This window comes from Candidatus Frankia alpina (assembly GCF_902806485.1).
In the GTDB taxonomy this organism is placed as follows: Bacteria; Actinomycetota; Actinomycetes; order Frankiales; family Frankiaceae; genus Frankia; species Frankia alpina.
In genome coordinates this window covers 1-14,887 of the sequence record NZ_CADCWT010000113.1, presented here as the reverse complement: position 1 = coordinate 14,887, position 14,887 = coordinate 1, and the positions used below count along the sequence as shown (strand labels likewise).

Genomic DNA, 14,887 nt, shown 5'->3' with positions numbered 1-14,887 from the left:
CAGCACGATGATCTGCCCGGCGCCGATCGTCTCAGACGGCGCCGGGCCGCCATGCGATGACCTCCGGTACCGCTGGGCCCGGGCACCTCCTGGCTTGGCCACCCGCGGTGTTTCATATCTGTCCACACCCCGCGCGCAATGTGCGGGGTGCGTTGTCCACAGATCGGCCGCGGGGGCTGGCGCATACCTGCGCCAACGGTGATCCTTCCCTCCATGGCCCGCGCATTCCTGCCCCTGCTCGCCCGGAACCTGGCGATCCTCACCGACCTGATCGTGCCGCTGTCCTGCGCCGGCTGCGGTGGTCGCGGGGCGTCGGTGTGCCGGGCATGCGCCGCGGAGCTGCGCGGTCCAGCCTTCCTTGCCGTCGCGGGTCCCATGGCCACCCCGCGGCGGCGGGGGCTGCCGCCGTGCCTGGCGGCGGCTCACTACGGTGGCCGGGTCCGGTCGCTGCTGTTGGCCTACAAGGAGCGCGGCCGGGTGGATGCCGCCGGGGCCGCACTGGCCCGCGCGGTCGCGCGGGCGCTGCCGGCCGCCTCGGGCGGGCCCACCGGCGTCTGCGCCCCGCCGCCACCCGCGCCTGCGCTCGTGCTCGTGCCGGTCCCCTCGACCGCCGCAGCCCGTCGCCGGCGCGGCTTCGATCATCTCGTCCTGCTGTGTTCCGCAGCCGCCGCTGTGCTGCGCCGCGACGGTCACCGGGTGCGCGTCGCGCCCGTGCTACGGCCGGTGCGCCGGCTCGCCGACCAGGCCGGGCTTGGTGCCACGGCGCGGGCGGCGAATCTCGCCGGCGCCTTCGAGCTGGCCAATCCGGCGCGGGCGGCTCGGCGTGCGGCGTTGCCGGCAGGTGCGCGGGTCATCGTCATCGACGACGTGCTGACGACCGGGGCGACGGTGGCCGAGGCGGTGCGAGCGCTGCGGGCCGCCTCTGTGCGAACCGCTGCGGTCGCCGTGGTCGCCGTGGTCGATCCGACGCGCGGAAAAGCCGCCCTACCCGCGATCCACGGCCCGCCGGGGTGAAACTGCCGGTACGCACCGTCCGCGTCCGCTGGCAAGGGGCGAAGGAACGGGCGGTGGCGGGTCCTCGTGCCTGTCGATGTAGCGCATGTGTCGCGTGGATGCTGGGCTGAAGGGCGGAGTAGGGCCGCGGCAGAGGGGAAGGAGCCGAACGCGGGCTACTGACCGCAAACGGCACGACGGAAGGTGCGACAACCGTGGACAGGGCGTCCGTGGATCGTCTCGGCCCGAAGCCGGGCGTATCCCGGGAGACGCCGCAACTCGCCGGCGCACGGCTGGCCGTTGGCGCAAGTCGCGTCGCCGGGAATGGCGAACGGGAGGTGGATCGCGTGGACATCGTGGTCAAGGGCAGGCACACCGTGGTTCCGGAACGGTTCCGCAACCATGTCGAGGCCAAGCTCGCCAAGTTGGAGCGGCTGGACTCGAACATCATCAGCGTCGACGTCGAGCTGTCGAAGGAACACAACCCCCGGCTGTCCCACGTCTGCGACCGGGTCGAACTCACCGTGTACTCGCGGGGTCCGGTGATCCGGGCCGAGGCCGCCGCCGCCGACTGCTACGCCGCCCTCGATCTGGCCACCGGCAAGCTCGCCGAGCGTCTGCGTCGCGCCGCCGACCGGCGGGTCCGCCACCACGCCAACCACGCCGGCGCCAAGCCGGCCGGCATCACTTCCGTGCCCCTGGAGAGCCTGATGCCTTTGGAGGGCACCCGGCCGGCCGACCTGCGCCCCGCCGCCGAAGGGCAACCGTCCGTGGGGAATTCGGCGCGCCCGGTCGTCGCGGCCCCCGCCGACGCGCTCGCCGCCGCGGGCAGCCCAGCCGGCCGGGGAGAGGCTGCGGACCAGACACCGCTGGTCGTGCGGGAGAAGACGCACGAGGCCGACGCGATGACGCTTGAGGATGCCCTGTCCAACATGGAGCTGGTCGGGCATGATTTCTACCTCTTCCTGGACGTCGACCTTGGCTTGCCCAGCGTCGTCTACCGCCGCGTCGGCTACGACTACGGCGTGATCAGGCTCGCAGGCTCGGCCGGGGCGGCGGTCGCCGCGTCACTGGACGCGCACCGTGAGGCGGGCCGATCGGCGCAGGCTCGCGGCGCGTTCGCGAGCTCGGCCGCTCTTTAGACGATCTGCAGGTCACGTCCACCGGCTGACGTGGGACCATTTGCCTCGGGTGTCGGAGTGCACGGCACGCCACCCCGCGTGTAGTCGCGCGGGGTGGCGTGACCGGGGTGAAAATGGTCCTTAGGAGGTCAGATGACGGTGGAGGATCAGCGCTCTGAGGAGGTGCTGCCGACGCCATCGGAGGCGAACCCCATCCGGGTGCTCATCGTCGACGACCATGCTCTGTTCCGGCGCGGGTTGGAGATGGTGCTGGGTCAGGAGGTCGACATCGAGGTCGTCGGGGAGGCCGCGGACGGGTCCGAGGCCGTGACCATGGCGAAGGAGATGGCTCCCGACATCGTGCTCATGGACGTGCGGATGCCGCGCCGCGGCGGGATCGACGCCACGAGCGCCATCAAGGAGTCGGTGCCGAGCGCAAAGATCGTCATGTTGACGATCAGTGACGAGGAGGCCGACCTCTACGACGCGATCAAGGCAGGGGCCATGGGCTACCTGCTCAAGGAGATCTCCATCGACGAGGTCGCCGCGGACATTCGCGCCGTCTACGGCGGCCAGAGCCTGATCAGCCCGTCGATGGCGTCGAAGCTGCTCAGCGAGTTCGCGGCGATGATCAAAAATAAGGACGACCGGCCGCAGCTGCCCACCCCCCGGCTCACCGACCGGGAGATGGAGGTGCTGCGTCTCGTCGCTAAGGGCATGAACAACCGCGACATCGCCAAGCAGCTCTACATCAGCGAGAACACCGTCAAGAACCACATCCGCAACATCCTGGAGAAGCTGCAGCTGCATTCCAGGATGGAGGCGGTCGTCTACGCGGTGCGGGAGAAACTACTCGAAATTACCTGAGTCATCGCCGCGGGTCCCCGGGCGGGGGCGGGTCGCCCGGGAGCCGCGAGCCCACCCAGCAGTCGACCCGCCGCCCGTCGCCCACCACAAGGGCCTGTCGCAGGGTTCCCTCCAAGGTGTATCCGTTCTTCTCGGCCACCCGGAGGGAGGCGACGTTGCCAACCGCGGCCTGCCATTCGATCCGGGCCAGTCCCAGCGCCCCGAAGGCCCACCTGGTCAGCGTCGCCACCGCCTGTGACATCACGCCCTGGCCGCGTGCCGGCGCCGCACACCAGCAACCGATCTCGGCGTCGCCGAGATCGGTTATCTGGAGCAGTGCGACCGAGGCCAGCAGTTGCTCGGTTGTCGCGTCGACCACCGCGAACGCGGCTCCGCTCCCGTCTGCCCAGGTCCGGGGTGCCTCCCGGGTGACGAAGTCCTCGGCGTGGTGGCGCCCGTACGGGGTGGGCAACTTCGTCCACCGGGGGATCTCCGGATCCTGGCAGGCCTGGTGGACGGCGTCGACGTCGTAGGAGCGCCAGGGGCGCAGGTGGAGGCGGCCGGCGGTGATCTCCACCGGTTCGAGAGACGGCATGACTCAACCTTCTACCGGCTCACCGTCGCGCCCCTCATTATCCGACCCGGACGGCATCCGACCCGGACGGCGGCCCCGGGCCGGCGCCGCCGTCCACCCGCCCCGGGCACCCCGCGGCGCTCCCGTTCGTTGGACCGGGTGACGGATCGTGCGTACCCGCGCCGTCGCCTAAGTTGCACCGGTCGTTTGTGCTTACGCAATCCCCGCCCCTGGGCGTCGGCGCCTCGTCCTCGCACCCACAGCCCGTCGCCGACCGCGGCCGGAGGAACCGCGTCCCGATGGATGTTGTGGGGAACGGTCCAGGGGCTAGCATCGTGGGGTCGGTGCCTCGCCGACATGCCAGCCGGAGGAGTTTCGCCCGTGGTTCTAGACAAGATCTTGCGTGCCGGCGAGGGCCGGATTCTGCGCAAGCTCAAGGCGATCGCCGAGCAGGTGAACCTGATCGAGGACGACTTCACCGGGCTGTCCGACGGCGAGCTGCGCGGCATGACCGACGAGTTCCGCCAGCGCGTCGGGGAGGGCAAAGAGTCCCTTGACGACCTGCTGCCCGAGGCATTCGCCGCCGTCCGCGAGGCAGCCCGGCGCACGCTCGGTCAGCGGCACTTCGACGTGCAGATCATGGGCGGCGCGGCGCTTCATCTCGGCAACATCGCCGAGATGAAGACCGGTGAGGGCAAGACGCTGGTCTCCACTCTGCCCGCGTATCTGAACGCCCTGTCCGGCAAGGGCGTGCACATCGTCACGGTCAACGACTACCTCGCCCAGCGAGACGCCGAGAACATGGGGCGCGTCCACCGTTTCCTCGGGCTCACCGTGGGGGTGATCCACCCACAGATGCCGCCCCCGGTGCGTCGCGCCCAGTATGCCTGCGACATCATCTACGGCACGAACAACGAGTTCGGGTTCGACTATCTGCGCGACAACATGGCCTGGGGCGCGGACGAGCTGGTCCAGCGCGGCCATAACTTCGCAGTGGTCGACGAGGTCGACTCCATCCTTATCGACGAGGCCCGTACGCCGCTGATCATCAGTGGCCCGGCGGACCACCCGACCCGCTGGTACACGGAGTTCGCCCGGATCTCCCCCCTGCTGGAGCGGGACGTCGACTACGAGGTCGAAGAGGGCAAGCGGACGGTGGCCATCACCGAGTCCGGCGTCGAGAAGGTCGAGGACCAGCTCGGCATCGAGAATCTCTACGAGTCGGTGAACACCCCGCTCGTCGGCTACCTGAACAACTCGCTGAAGGCCAAGGAGCTCTACAAGCGGGACAAGGATTACATCGTCACCGACGGCGAGGTCCTCATCGTCGATGAGTTCACCGGTCGCGTGCTGCACGGCCGGCGCTACAGCGAGGGAATGCACCAGGCGATCGAGGCCAAGGAAAAGGTCGAGATCAAGCAGGAGAACCAGACTCTCGCGACGATCACCCTGCAGAACTACTTCCGGCTCTACGACAAGCTTTCTGGCATGACCGGTACCGCCATGACCGAGGCGGCCGAGTTCCACCAGATCTACTCGCTCGGCGTGGTGCCGATCCCGACGAACAAGCCGATGATCCGAAACGATCAGCCGGACGTCGTCTATAAGACCGAGATCGCGAAGTTCGACGCTGTGGTCGAGGACATCGCCGAGCGGCACGAGAGGGGCCAGCCGGTCCTGGTCGGCACCACGAGCGTGGAGAAGTCCGAGTACCTGTCCAAGCAGCTGACCAAGCGGGGCGTGCCGCACGAGGTCCTCAACGCCAAGCACCACGAGCGGGAGGCGACCATCATCGCCGAGGCGGGCAGCAAGGGCGCCGTCACGGTGGCGACGAACATGGCCGGTCGAGGTACCGACATCATGCTCGGCGGGAACCCGGAGTTCCTCGCCCAGGCCGAGCTGCGCCAGCGTGGACTGTCGCCCATCGAGACTCCCGAGGACTACGAGGCCGCCTGGCAGGAGGCGCTGGAGAAGGCCGGGCAGTCGGTGAAGACCAAGCACGAGGATGTCGTGGAGGCCGGCGGCCTGTATGTCCTCGGCACCGAGCGGCACGAATCCCGGCGTATCGACAACCAGCTGCGCGGTCGCGCCGGCCGGCAGGGCGATCACGGCGAGTCGCGCTTCTACCTCTCCCTCGGTGACGACCTCATGCGGCTGTTCAACGCCGCCGCCGTCGAGGGGATCATGGATCGCCTCAACATCCCCGAGGACGTCCCGATCGAGTCGAAAATCGTGACGCGGGCGATCCGATCGGCCCAGACCCAGGTTGAGGGCCAGAACTTCGAGATCCGCAAGAACGTCCTCAAGTACGACGAGGTCATGAACAAGCAGCGCACCGTCATCTACGAGGAGCGTCGCAAGGTCCTCGATGGCGCTGACCTGCACGAGCAGGTTCGGCACTTCGTCGACGACACCGTCGAGGGTTACGTCCGCGGCGCCACCGCGGACGGCTACCCGGAGGAGTGGGACCTCGACACCCTGTGGACCGCTCTCGGCCAGCTCTACCCCGTCGGGGTGGAAGCACCCGACACCAATGATCGTGACGGGCTCACCCCCGACCACCTGCTGGAGGACGTCCAGGCCGACGCGCAGGAGGCGTACGACCGCCGCGAGCTCGACCTCGGCGAAGGCGCCGACGACGAGCCGATCATGCGGGAGCTGGAGCGGCGGGTCGTCCTCGCCGTGCTGGACCGTAAGTGGCGTGAGCACCTCTACGAGATGGACTACCTGCAGGAGGGCATCGGCCTGCGGGCGATGGGGCAGCGTGACCCGCTGGTCGAATACCAGCGCGAGGGTTTCGACATGTTCCAGACGATGATGGAGGGCATCAGGGAGGAGTCCGTCCGCCTCCTGTTCAACGTCGAGGTCCAGATCGCCGGCCAGGAGACCGAGGCGGCCCCCGCGGAGACCGTCGCCGTCGCTCCCGCGCCTCCGGCGGGAGCCGCCGCCCTGCCCGCCGTGGTGGCGCCCCTGGCCCTGCCGGACGCCGCCGCGGGCGACCAGGCGGCCGCGCGTCGGACTCCGCCGCAGGCCCCGGCCCCGCCGGCGCCGCCTGCCGCGCCGCCGGTCTTTGTCAAGGGCCTGGAACCGCGCCGCCCGAGCGGCGGGCTTCGCTACACCGCGCCGTCGGTCGACGGCGGTTCCGGACCGGTCACCACCCTGGCCTCGGGCGCCGAGTCGCCGGTCGGTGGCGGCGCCGCCGGCGGATCGGCGACGGGGGCGAGTGCCCGCCCCGCCCGCAACGCCCCCTGCCCGTGCGGCTCGGGACGCAAGTACAAGCGGTGCCACGGCGATCCCGCGCGGCGCAACGCCGAGTAGCGCCGCACCACCTGCACCGCTTGAGACCACCTGGGCTCTGCGCTCCCGGTCGCCGGACGACGGGTGACCCCGCCGTCCGGCGACCGGGAAGCAGGCGCCTGGCTCCGTTCAGGGTCAGCCGACCTGCAGGGTCGTGACTCGCCAACGGCCGCCGGCGGCCTCCATCCGCAACGCCCGCGCCGCGGCTCGCGCGCCCTGGGTGATCATCGCCGACACCTCGGCCACGCCCGGTCGCGGCTCGCTTACCCGTACGCTGCGTACCTGCCCGCGGCGGCGGTCGCTGAGCTGCGCGGCGATACGTTCGAGGTCGCTCTGAAGCCTGGGCGTCGTCCAACCGACGAGGTGGGACACGAGACGGACGCCGCCGAGTGCCTCGACGATCGCCCGAACGACGATCACAGCGGCCTCCCGTGCCGGCGCGACCGGCCTGCCGACTGCGGGGCCATGGGACGGCCGGCGTCCCGGCGCGGGCGGGTCGTCCGACAGCGGCCGTCCCGCCTCGCTGAACACCTGCTCCGGCACGGCCAGGCGCCGGGGTGAGCGGTCCACGGTGACCGTGTCGCCGCCGGCCCGCTGCTCGCCGCGGCGATGGCCGCCCCCGGCGGGAGCGGCCGCGGGCCGGCCTGACCGGTCGGCGGGGGCGCCGGCTCGCCGGGATGAGGGTCGGAGTCGAGCGTGGTCCGGCCGGCCGGTGTTGCTCGCGGCGGGATCGAGCTCGTCGTCGTAGGGGGGTTCGTTCGGGGTGACGGGGAGCAGCCGTATGCCGGGGACCGACTGTGGTCGCCGGGGCCGGGGCAGGGCACAGGTGGCGGTCACGGCAGGCTCCGATGGTGGCGGGCGGGGTCAGAGCGCGGATGGCGGGATGAGGCGTTGGCCGGGAAGGATCAAGTTCGGGTCGTGGCCGATGACGTCGGAGTTCGCGGCCCACCAGCGGTGCCATTCGACCGAGATCTGCTCGTGCGTGGCGGTGGGACCGAGATGGCGGGCGGCGATCGTCCACAGGCTGTCTCCGCGCAGGACGACGACCTCCTCGGCCTCGTCGGTGCGGGGCGACTGGCCGGTGCCCGCCGGGCTGGCCGCAACGCCCGTGCCGCGGTGCGAGGACGGGACAAGCGGGTCGTGTGCCGGCGCCGAGAACGAGGGTTTCGGTGCGGGCGCCGTCGAGGCACCGCCGGCGGGGGCCGGGCCGGTCGGTGCCGTCGACGGCGCCGCGGTGCGCGGCGGATCGGTGGCCGGGCGCTCGAGATCCGGCCAACTCACCGATGTGCGTGCCGCGGTGAGCCGGACGGGGGGGCCGGGGTCAGGGGCCGCCGGAGCGCCGCTTTGGGCGGCGTCCGGAGATGAGGGCGGCGTCGACGAGGTCGAGACCGCTGCGGTCGCGTGCAGGTCGACGACGGGGACGGCGTCGCCCAGACCCGGCACCGAGATCGTCGGATTGGCACCCGCGTCCGCGGTGGCGGCCGGGGTGGCGGCCGGGCGGTCGAGGTCCGGCAGCCCGGCCGCGCCGAGCACCGCCGTTGCTGGCCGGTCGAGGTCGAGAGACGTCGCCGACGCCGCGACGGCGATCCCGGGGCCAGGGTGGGTGCCGACGGCCACGGCGGGCATCGCCGCCATCACCGGGGCGACGCCGGCGACCAGGGTGACGCCGAGGCCGAGCTCGATCAGCCTGCGCATCGCGCGAGGCAGGATCAGGCGGGCCAGCGCCGCGCTGAGCCGGCCGCCGGCGCCGGGGACGGCGGCGGCCACGCCGAGCAGGACGCCAAGGCACAGCCAGAGCAGGCACAGCCAGGCCACCGCGCCGACGACAGTGACGAGGGCCTGCTCGGGCGCCGCGGTGAACCAGCCCGGCACGTCGCCGACGCTGCCCGGCAGGTCCGCCAGCTGGGGGCCGAAGACGATCAATATGATCGCCGTGCCCACGGCTCCGGCCGCGCCGGTGAACAGCGCCAGCGTCCGCCGCGCCGCTCCCGCGATCATCTTCGCTGCCCCTGTCTGCCGGATGTGGTCGAACGACTTCGTTTGCCTATGTTTGGTTGTGTAAACCTCTGGAGCCACACTGTCAATCCCGCTTGCGTCGTGCGTGAGGATTTGAGCCGCCTGGTGTGCAGCGGAACGTACCCGTACGGGAGGAGAACCGATGCGTTGGGAGGACCTGTTCGCGGACCTTGAGCTGCAGTGGGAGGCGAACGAGGCCGCCGAGCTTGCCGACCGCAGCCGCCGGGAGGCCGCCTACCTGCGGCTGATCGACCGCCTGCGGCCGGTCGTGGGCCACCCGGCGCGCTGCCGGGTGCTGGGCGGGCAGTTGGCCCCGCAGACGTTGCACGGCACGCTGTCCGCGCTGGGGGTGGACTGGTTCCTGCTCGCGGAGCCCGGCGCGACGGAGGTGCTGGTGCCGATGCGATCGCTGCTCGCGGTCGAGAACCTGCCCGTCGTCTCCGCTCAGCCGGGTCACGAGGGACCGCTGGCCGCGAAACTGGACCTGCGCTATGTGCTGCGCGGACTCGTGCGCGACCGTTCCGCGTGCACGCTGCTGCTCGTGGACGGAACAAGCCTGCACGGAATGCCGGTGCGGGTGGGGGCGGACTTCCTCGAGGTCGCCGAGCACGCGGTGGGCGAGTTCGCCCGCCGTGGGCGGGTCCGGGCGGGGTGGACGATGCCGCTGGACGCGATCGCCTACGTGCGCCGCGTCCCCTGACCGGCCCCGGCTCGATCAGAGACCCCGGGTCGATCGGGGGGCCGGGGGCGGTCAGTCAGTCAGTCCTCCGGCAGGGCCTCGTTGCGGCTCATCGGATTGGCCGCGGCGAAGGCTCGGGTCTGCTCGTAGGCGCGCTGGATGTATGCCTCCAGCTCCGCGCGCTCCACCCGCCACTGGCCCCGGCCGCCGATCTTGATGGCGGGGAGCTCGCCCGAGCGGACGAGGGCGTAGGTCTGGCTGGACGAGATGTTGAGGATGTCCGCCACATCGCTCAGTTGAAGGAAGCGGTCGTTCATCAAAGTCCTCCTGATGAGGGCGGATGTCTCTCCTCACGTGTGTATCAGAGATTCCACCGCTCATCGCGTCCAGATGCATCAGCTTGTGGATAACTACGCGCGGACGTGGCCGAAAGCCCTCGCTCGCCGATGTTCTTGTCCGCTTCCACCCGAGCCCGCCGTCGCTGGCCGGCCTCCGGCCCCGCCGAGCCACTGACCTGCATCGCTACCGGCGTGCGGCGCCACAGGACAGTACGGCGGCCGACATGGGTGACGCGAAAATCGTGTGGCTTCGTCCCGATCGCGCGTCGCTCCGGGCCGGCTGCGCGTCCAACCGGGTGAGCTCAGGACACCCGGGACGTTGCTACGCACGGCCGTCGGCGAACACCGATTGTCGACGGTGGCGTTCCGCAGCGGAATCCTCGCTGGTTTCGGTGGGTTCGGGGCCTTCGACCGCGTACGCTCTGCGACCGGAAGGTGTGAACATGCACCAATGGTCCGGCCAGGAGAAAAGGGAGGTCTCCCGGTGACCGAGCTCGCCGCGGCACCGGTCCGTTCCGAGGCGCCCCCGCCGCCTGGCTCGCCTCCCGCCCGCCGGCTGACCCGGCGGCGGTGGCGGGACTCCCGGCTGCTCATCGGGGTGCTGCTCGTGCTCGTCTCGGTCGTCGTGGGGGCGCGGCTGTTCGCGCTGGCGGACTCGACCCGGCAGTGGGTGGTGGCGAAGTCGGCCCTGCCCGCCGGGCACGTCGTCGTGGCGGGGGACCTGACCACGGTGTCCGCCCGCCTCGATGACGCGACGTCCGACCGCTACTACCCCGGCGACCGCCTGCGGGACCTGACCGGCGCCACCCTCGCCCGGCCCGTCGACGCCGGGGAGCTCGTCAGCGGAGCCGACTTCGCCGGACGGAACACGCAGTCCACCAGGCTGGTCCCCGTCATCGTCAAGGCGGGTCGGTTGCCGGCCCTCGAGCCCGGCGCTCACGTCGACGTCTACGTGTTCTCCGCCGGGGCCGCGGCGGCCACCGGCTCCGGGGACCAGGCCGGCGACCAGCCGAATCAGCCGAATCAGCCGGCGCCGGCCGCGGGGGCCGGTGCCGAGTCGCTGGTCCTGCACGACGTCGAGTTCGTCGGGCTGGAGAAGCTGGCCAGCGGCGACCGTTCGCTGACGCTGCGGGTGCCGGTCGACAACGCGATCCAGGCGGTGGCGGCGTCACAGAGCGAGCGGGTCGACGTCGTGAAGCTCGAACGGGACTCCCGCGGCGGCGTCGGCTCGACCGGACCGACCACCGTGGCGGGGTTCGGCCGGTGAGCCTGCCGATCCTGACCGCGGTGACCGACTCCGAGGTCGAGGCCGGCCTGGTCTCGGCCTTCGATCGCCGCGATCTTGGCGTCACCGTGGTCCGCCGCTGCGTCGACCTGCCGGATCTGTTCGCCGCGGCGACGACCGGTGCGGCCCGGGCGGCACTGCTGTCGGCCGATCTGCGCCGGCTGGACCGCGATGCGCTGACCCGGCTGGCGATGGCCGGCATCGCCGTGGTCGGCCTGATCGCGCCCGGGGACGAGGACGCGGACCGCCGGCTGCGCCAGCTCGGGGTGGCCGCGGTCATCCCCGCCGATGCCACCGCCGAGGTGGTCGCCGGCGCCGTCGTGGAAGCCTCCCGCGCGCTGGCGTCGCACACCGCCGCCCCGACGAACTGGCCGGCCGCCGCCTCCTCTTACAGCGAGCCGTTGCTGGGATTCGGGCAGCTCGCCCCGGCCGGCGCCGGCACCGATGGCCTCGGCCTCGGCGAGTCCGGCGGCGGCCGGGTGATCGCGGTCTGGGGGCCGGCCGGAGCGCCCGGGCGCACGACGATCGCGCTCTGCCTCGCCGCCGAGATCGCCGCGCTGGGGACCTCGACGCTGCTGGTGGACGCCGACTCCTACGGCGGGGCGATCGGCCAGCTCGTCGGCCTGTTGGAGGAGGCACCGGGCCTCGCCGCCGCGGCCCGGTCCGCCAACCAGGGCCTGCTCGACGTGCCGCGGCTGGCGCTGCTATGCCGAGACCTGGGCGAGGGCCTGCGGGTGCTGCCGGGCATCTCCCGGCCGTCGCGGTGGCCCGAGCTGCGCCCGGCGTCCATCGAGACGGTGCTGTCGATGGCCCGGCGGCTGGCGTCGTACGTGGTGGTGGACTGTGGTTTCTGCCTGGAGGCGGACGAGGAGCTGTCGTTCGACACCGCGGCGCCGCGGCGCAACGGCGCGACGCTCGCGGTGCTGGAAGCGGCCGACGTCGTCCTCGCGGTCACCTCGGCGGAACCGGTCGGTCTGGTCCGGTTCGTCCGCGGGCTGGCCGATCTGCGGGAGACCGTCCCGGCGGCAGATCCGCTCGTGGTGGTCAACCGGCTGCGGGCCTCGGTCGTCGGCGGCGACCCGGCGCGGGAGGTCAGCCGGGCGATCCTGCGCCACACGGGGACCGAGCCGGTCGCGCTCGTGCCCTACGACCTCGCAGGGCTGGATGCCGCGCAGGTCGCGTGCCAGCTCCTGCGGGACATCGCGCCCACGTCGCCCGCCCGGCTGGCGATCCGGGACCTGGCCACCCGTCTGGCCGGGCGGCCCGGGGTCGTCCGCCGGCGCCGCGGCGGGTTCCGGCGGCAGTCTCGGTAGGCGATCACCGACCGCGCCGTTCGCCTCCTGTCTGCCTCCACGAGCCTTCCGTTCATGCTGCGTTCGCCTTGCGGGCACCCCCGTTCCCTTGCCCCGGTTGGGGGTGTGCGCGGCTCGCTGGACCGGGCGATGGCGACTCACTGTTACGCTCTTGGCGTAACGGTGATATAAAGTATTCGTCTTGTCATGGATGTGTAGCGGGCGCGGTTACGGCGAGCGATTCGCGGGCATCGCTGTGTCGAACGGTTTTGGTCAAGAAGTGAAGGGGATCTTACTTAAAGCTATCGGTGACATGAGATCGGTGACGTTTTAATGTCGATCTCATGCGCTGCGAAGCGAAGGGACGAATAAAGATGCGGCCATGCTGCAGAACGTGATGCAATGTATGTCTGCGTAAGAATCCCCTTTCGGCAACGTTACGTTAGTGTTGAGCAGGCCTCGGAGGTGCCATCCGGAGCACGGTCGCAACCGCGACCGGCGATCCGGGCGGCACGGGGATGCTCGGGCGAGACGGCTTGGGGGTGTGTCGGGTGAGCCGGGAGTACGCGAAGGCGGTGGGCGCCCGCCTACGGGCGATTCGGATACAGCAGGGGCTGTCGCTCCAGGGGGTCGAGCAGAAGTCGCGCGGCCGCTGGAAGACCGCCGCCGTCGGCTCCTACGAGCGTGGGGACCGCATGATCAGCGTCCACCAGCTCTCCGAACTCGCCGGGTTCTACGGCGTGCCGGTGTCGGCGCTGCTGCCCAGCGAGGACCAGCTGCCCCCGCGCGAGCGTCGCCCGCGCACGGTCCTGAACCTGGAGAAGCTCAGCGAGGCCCCACCCGACACCTCCGCACTCGTCCGGCGTTGGGTGGCACAGATCCAGCGCCAGCGCGACGACTACGCCGGGCATGTGCTGTCCATCCGCGACGGCGACGTGCGCGCCCTCGCCCTGCTGCACGACACCACGCCGCAGGAGTTCGCCGAGCGCCTGCGCAACTGGGGCGTCCTGGAGACGAGTTTCCCCGAGGAGAGCGAAGAGCCGCCGGAGTAGTCCGGTGTGCGTTCCAGGCGCGTCACGCGCCGCAGGTGACGAACGGTCGACGCGGACCGTGGACTGCGACTGGCCCATCTCCGGAAAGCCCCACGCGGCATAGCTGCTGTCGACGGCCGTCCGGTCCAGGTGCGACCGGGCGGGGCCCACACGGCAGCGGGCCGACCGGGGCGGCAGGTGCCCCAGCGCAGGGCGCATCCCCTTCCGGTCGTCGCGCCAGGAGGTGGACAATGACCAGAAGGCGGGTCGCGAGCAGCGGCCTGGTCCTCGGCGCAGGTGGAGTCCTAGGGTCCGCCTGGATGATCGGCGCCATGCGTGCCGTCGAAACCGAGACCGGCCGCGACCTGGGCAGTAGCGACCTGGTGGTCGGCACCTCGGCTGGTTCGGTCGTCGCGGCCCTGCTTGGCCTCGGCATCGGCATCGATGTGATGGCCAATTCCGAGCGCGGACTGTACGAGGCGGGCGGCCCCGTCCTCGACTACCGCGATCTCGGCGCGTCCCTCCCCCCGCGGCCCCGAATGCGGATGGGCTCCCCACGGCTGCTCACGGCCAGCGCGCTGCACCCCCGGCACGCCTCGCCGATGGTGACCCTGGCGGCGATCCTCCCGCAGGGCCGCGGCAAGATCTCCGCAGTGGGTGACCTGGTCGCGGCCGCGATGGACCGCAAGGGACTCGGCCCTGCCGACTGGCCCATCGCGACGGCCCTGCGGATCGTCGCGATGAACTTCGACACCGGCCACCGGGTGCTGTTCGGCGCGCCCGACGCACCCCGGGTGACGCTGCCCGAGGCTGTCATGGCGTCCTGCGCGATCCCCGGCTGGTACGCGCCGATCGAGTCCAGCGGCCAGCGCTTCGTCGACGGTGGGACCCGTTCACCCACGTCGGTCGACCTGCTCGCCGACGCCGGGCTCGCGGAGGTGCTCGTGCTCGCGCCGGCCTGCTCGCTGGCCGGCGATCGCCCTCGCGGCGCGGTGGCCATCGTCGAACGACAGGTCCGGCGCGCCGCGACCCGCCGCCTACTGCGGGAGGTCGAGCTGGTCGAGGCCGCGGGCACCCGGGTGACGGTGCTGTCCCCAGGACCGGAGGACCTGGCGGTCATGGGCGGCAACCTGATGGACCTGACCCGCCGGGCGGAGGTCTTCGAGACCAGCCTGCGAACCACACGCGCGGCCCTGCGGGCGAGCGCTCGCTCCCGGCCTCGCCCTCGACCGGCTCGCGCCGCCACGACTGCCGCCGTCGCCGGCCGTACCGGTGCGGTCACGGGTACCGGTGCGGTCACCGGCACCCGTGCGGTCACCAGCACCGGGTGGAGCGGCACCCGCGGCGGTGCCGGCGTCGAGGGGGGCGCCGGCACCCTCGCGGGCGCCGCTCCACCGGAAGACCGGCTCGGTTTG

At 71.7% G+C, this 14,887-nt stretch carries 13 protein-coding genes; 9 read left to right on the top strand and 4 right to left on the bottom strand.

The features are described 5' to 3' along the window. Nucleotides 1–213 precede the first annotated feature (213 nt). The 3 genes from G6R25_RS13580 to G6R25_RS13570 all read left to right on the top strand — a co-directional run bounded on the left by G6R25_RS13580 (nucleotide 214) and on the right by G6R25_RS13570 (nucleotide 2,981). Nucleotides 214–1,014, top strand: coding sequence for a ComF family protein (locus G6R25_RS13580; protein ID WP_163553261.1), 801 nt, complete (start codon nucleotides 214–216; stop codon nucleotides 1,012–1,014). A gap of 326 nt (nucleotides 1,015–1,340) precedes the next feature. Further along, on the top strand, nucleotides 1,341–2,135 hold the full coding sequence (hpf, locus tag G6R25_RS13575) for a ribosome hibernation-promoting factor, HPF/YfiA family (RefSeq protein WP_136448288.1): 795 nt from the start codon (nucleotides 1,341–1,343) through the stop codon (nucleotides 2,133–2,135). Between the two features lie 132 nt (nucleotides 2,136–2,267). Then, on the top strand, nucleotides 2,268–2,981 hold the full coding sequence (locus G6R25_RS13570; protein ID WP_163553260.1) for a response regulator: 714 nt from the start codon (nucleotides 2,268–2,270) through the stop codon (nucleotides 2,979–2,981). Between the two features lies 1 nt (nucleotide 2,982). Here the strand turns inward: G6R25_RS13570 and G6R25_RS13565 are convergent, their stop codons facing one another. Next, complete coding sequence (locus tag G6R25_RS13565) at nucleotides 2,983–3,555, bottom strand: GNAT family N-acetyltransferase (protein ID WP_163553259.1); 573 nt, start codon at nucleotides 3,553–3,555, stop codon at nucleotides 2,983–2,985. Between the two features lie 360 nt (nucleotides 3,556–3,915). On the opposite strand from G6R25_RS13565, the gene secA reads away from it, so the two are divergent. Next, the gene (gene secA, locus G6R25_RS13560; protein WP_163553258.1) at nucleotides 3,916–6,852 is read left to right on the top strand and encodes a preprotein translocase subunit SecA; all 2,937 of its coding nucleotides are present in this window, start codon (nucleotides 3,916–3,918) and stop codon (nucleotides 6,850–6,852) included. A 114-nt stretch (nucleotides 6,853–6,966) separates the two neighbouring features. Here the strand turns inward: secA and G6R25_RS13555 are convergent, their stop codons facing one another. Then, nucleotides 6,967–7,668: an Rv3235 family protein gene (locus G6R25_RS13555; protein ID WP_163553257.1), complete on the bottom strand. Its 702-nt coding sequence runs from the start codon at nucleotides 7,666–7,668 to the stop codon at nucleotides 6,967–6,969. Nucleotides 7,669–7,695: 27 nt separating this feature from the next. After that, nucleotides 7,696–8,829 (bottom strand): LysM peptidoglycan-binding domain-containing protein, encoded by a 1,134-nt coding sequence (locus G6R25_RS13550; protein WP_163553256.1) that lies wholly within the window; start codon nucleotides 8,827–8,829, stop codon nucleotides 7,696–7,698. Nucleotides 8,830–8,989: 160 nt separating this feature from the next. On the opposite strand from G6R25_RS13550, the gene G6R25_RS13545 reads away from it, so the two are divergent. Further along, nucleotides 8,990–9,547 carry a hypothetical protein gene (locus G6R25_RS13545; protein ID WP_163553255.1) on the top strand — a complete coding sequence of 186 codons (558 nt, stop codon included), beginning with the start codon at nucleotides 8,990–8,992 and terminating at the stop codon, nucleotides 9,545–9,547. A 59-nt stretch (nucleotides 9,548–9,606) separates the two neighbouring features. Here G6R25_RS13545 and G6R25_RS13540 read toward each other — a convergent pair whose 3' ends face one another. Further along, the gene (locus tag G6R25_RS13540; protein ID WP_163553254.1) at nucleotides 9,607–9,843 is read right to left on the bottom strand and encodes a helix-turn-helix domain-containing protein; all 237 of its coding nucleotides are present in this window, start codon (nucleotides 9,841–9,843) and stop codon (nucleotides 9,607–9,609) included. A gap of 505 nt (nucleotides 9,844–10,348) precedes the next feature. Here G6R25_RS13540 and G6R25_RS13535 point away from each other — a divergent pair. The 4 genes from G6R25_RS13535 to G6R25_RS13520 all read left to right on the top strand — a co-directional run. Further along, nucleotides 10,349–11,131: an SAF domain-containing protein gene (locus G6R25_RS13535; RefSeq protein WP_163553253.1), complete on the top strand. Its 783-nt coding sequence runs from the start codon at nucleotides 10,349–10,351 to the stop codon at nucleotides 11,129–11,131. Then, on the top strand, nucleotides 11,128–12,462 hold the full coding sequence (locus tag G6R25_RS13530; RefSeq protein WP_163553252.1) for a CpaE/TadZ family protein: 1,335 nt from the start codon (nucleotides 11,128–11,130) through the stop codon (nucleotides 12,460–12,462). The genes G6R25_RS13535 and G6R25_RS13530 overlap by 4 nt, the downstream gene beginning before the upstream one ends. A 530-nt stretch (nucleotides 12,463–12,992) precedes the next feature. Next, nucleotides 12,993–13,493 (top strand): transcriptional regulator, encoded by a 501-nt coding sequence (locus G6R25_RS13525; RefSeq protein WP_136448944.1) that lies wholly within the window; start codon nucleotides 12,993–12,995, stop codon nucleotides 13,491–13,493. A gap of 230 nt (nucleotides 13,494–13,723) precedes the next feature. Then, the coding region (locus G6R25_RS13520; protein ID WP_163553251.1) for a patatin-like phospholipase family protein at nucleotides 13,724–14,887 on the top strand (1,164 nt) is incomplete at its 3' end.

Excerpts from the sequence above, each read along its gene's own strand:
- G6R25_RS13580 (WP_163553261.1), top strand. The coding sequence starts at position 214 with ATGGCCCGCGCATTCCTGCCCCTGCTCGCCCGGAACCTGGCGATCCTC.
- G6R25_RS13550 (WP_163553256.1), bottom strand. The coding sequence starts at position 8,829 with ATGATCGCGGGAGCGGCGCGGCGGACGCTGGCGCTGTTCACCGGCGCG.
- G6R25_RS13545 (WP_163553255.1), top strand. The coding sequence starts at position 8,990 with ATGCGTTGGGAGGACCTGTTCGCGGACCTTGAGCTGCAGTGGGAGGCG.
- G6R25_RS13540 (WP_163553254.1), bottom strand. The coding sequence starts at position 9,843 with ATGAACGACCGCTTCCTTCAACTGAGCGATGTGGCGGACATCCTCAAC.
- G6R25_RS13570 (WP_163553260.1), top strand. The coding sequence starts at position 2,268 with ATGACGGTGGAGGATCAGCGCTCTGAGGAGGTGCTGCCGACGCCATCG.
- G6R25_RS13565 (WP_163553259.1), bottom strand. The coding sequence starts at position 3,555 with ATGCCGTCTCTCGAACCGGTGGAGATCACCGCCGGCCGCCTCCACCTG.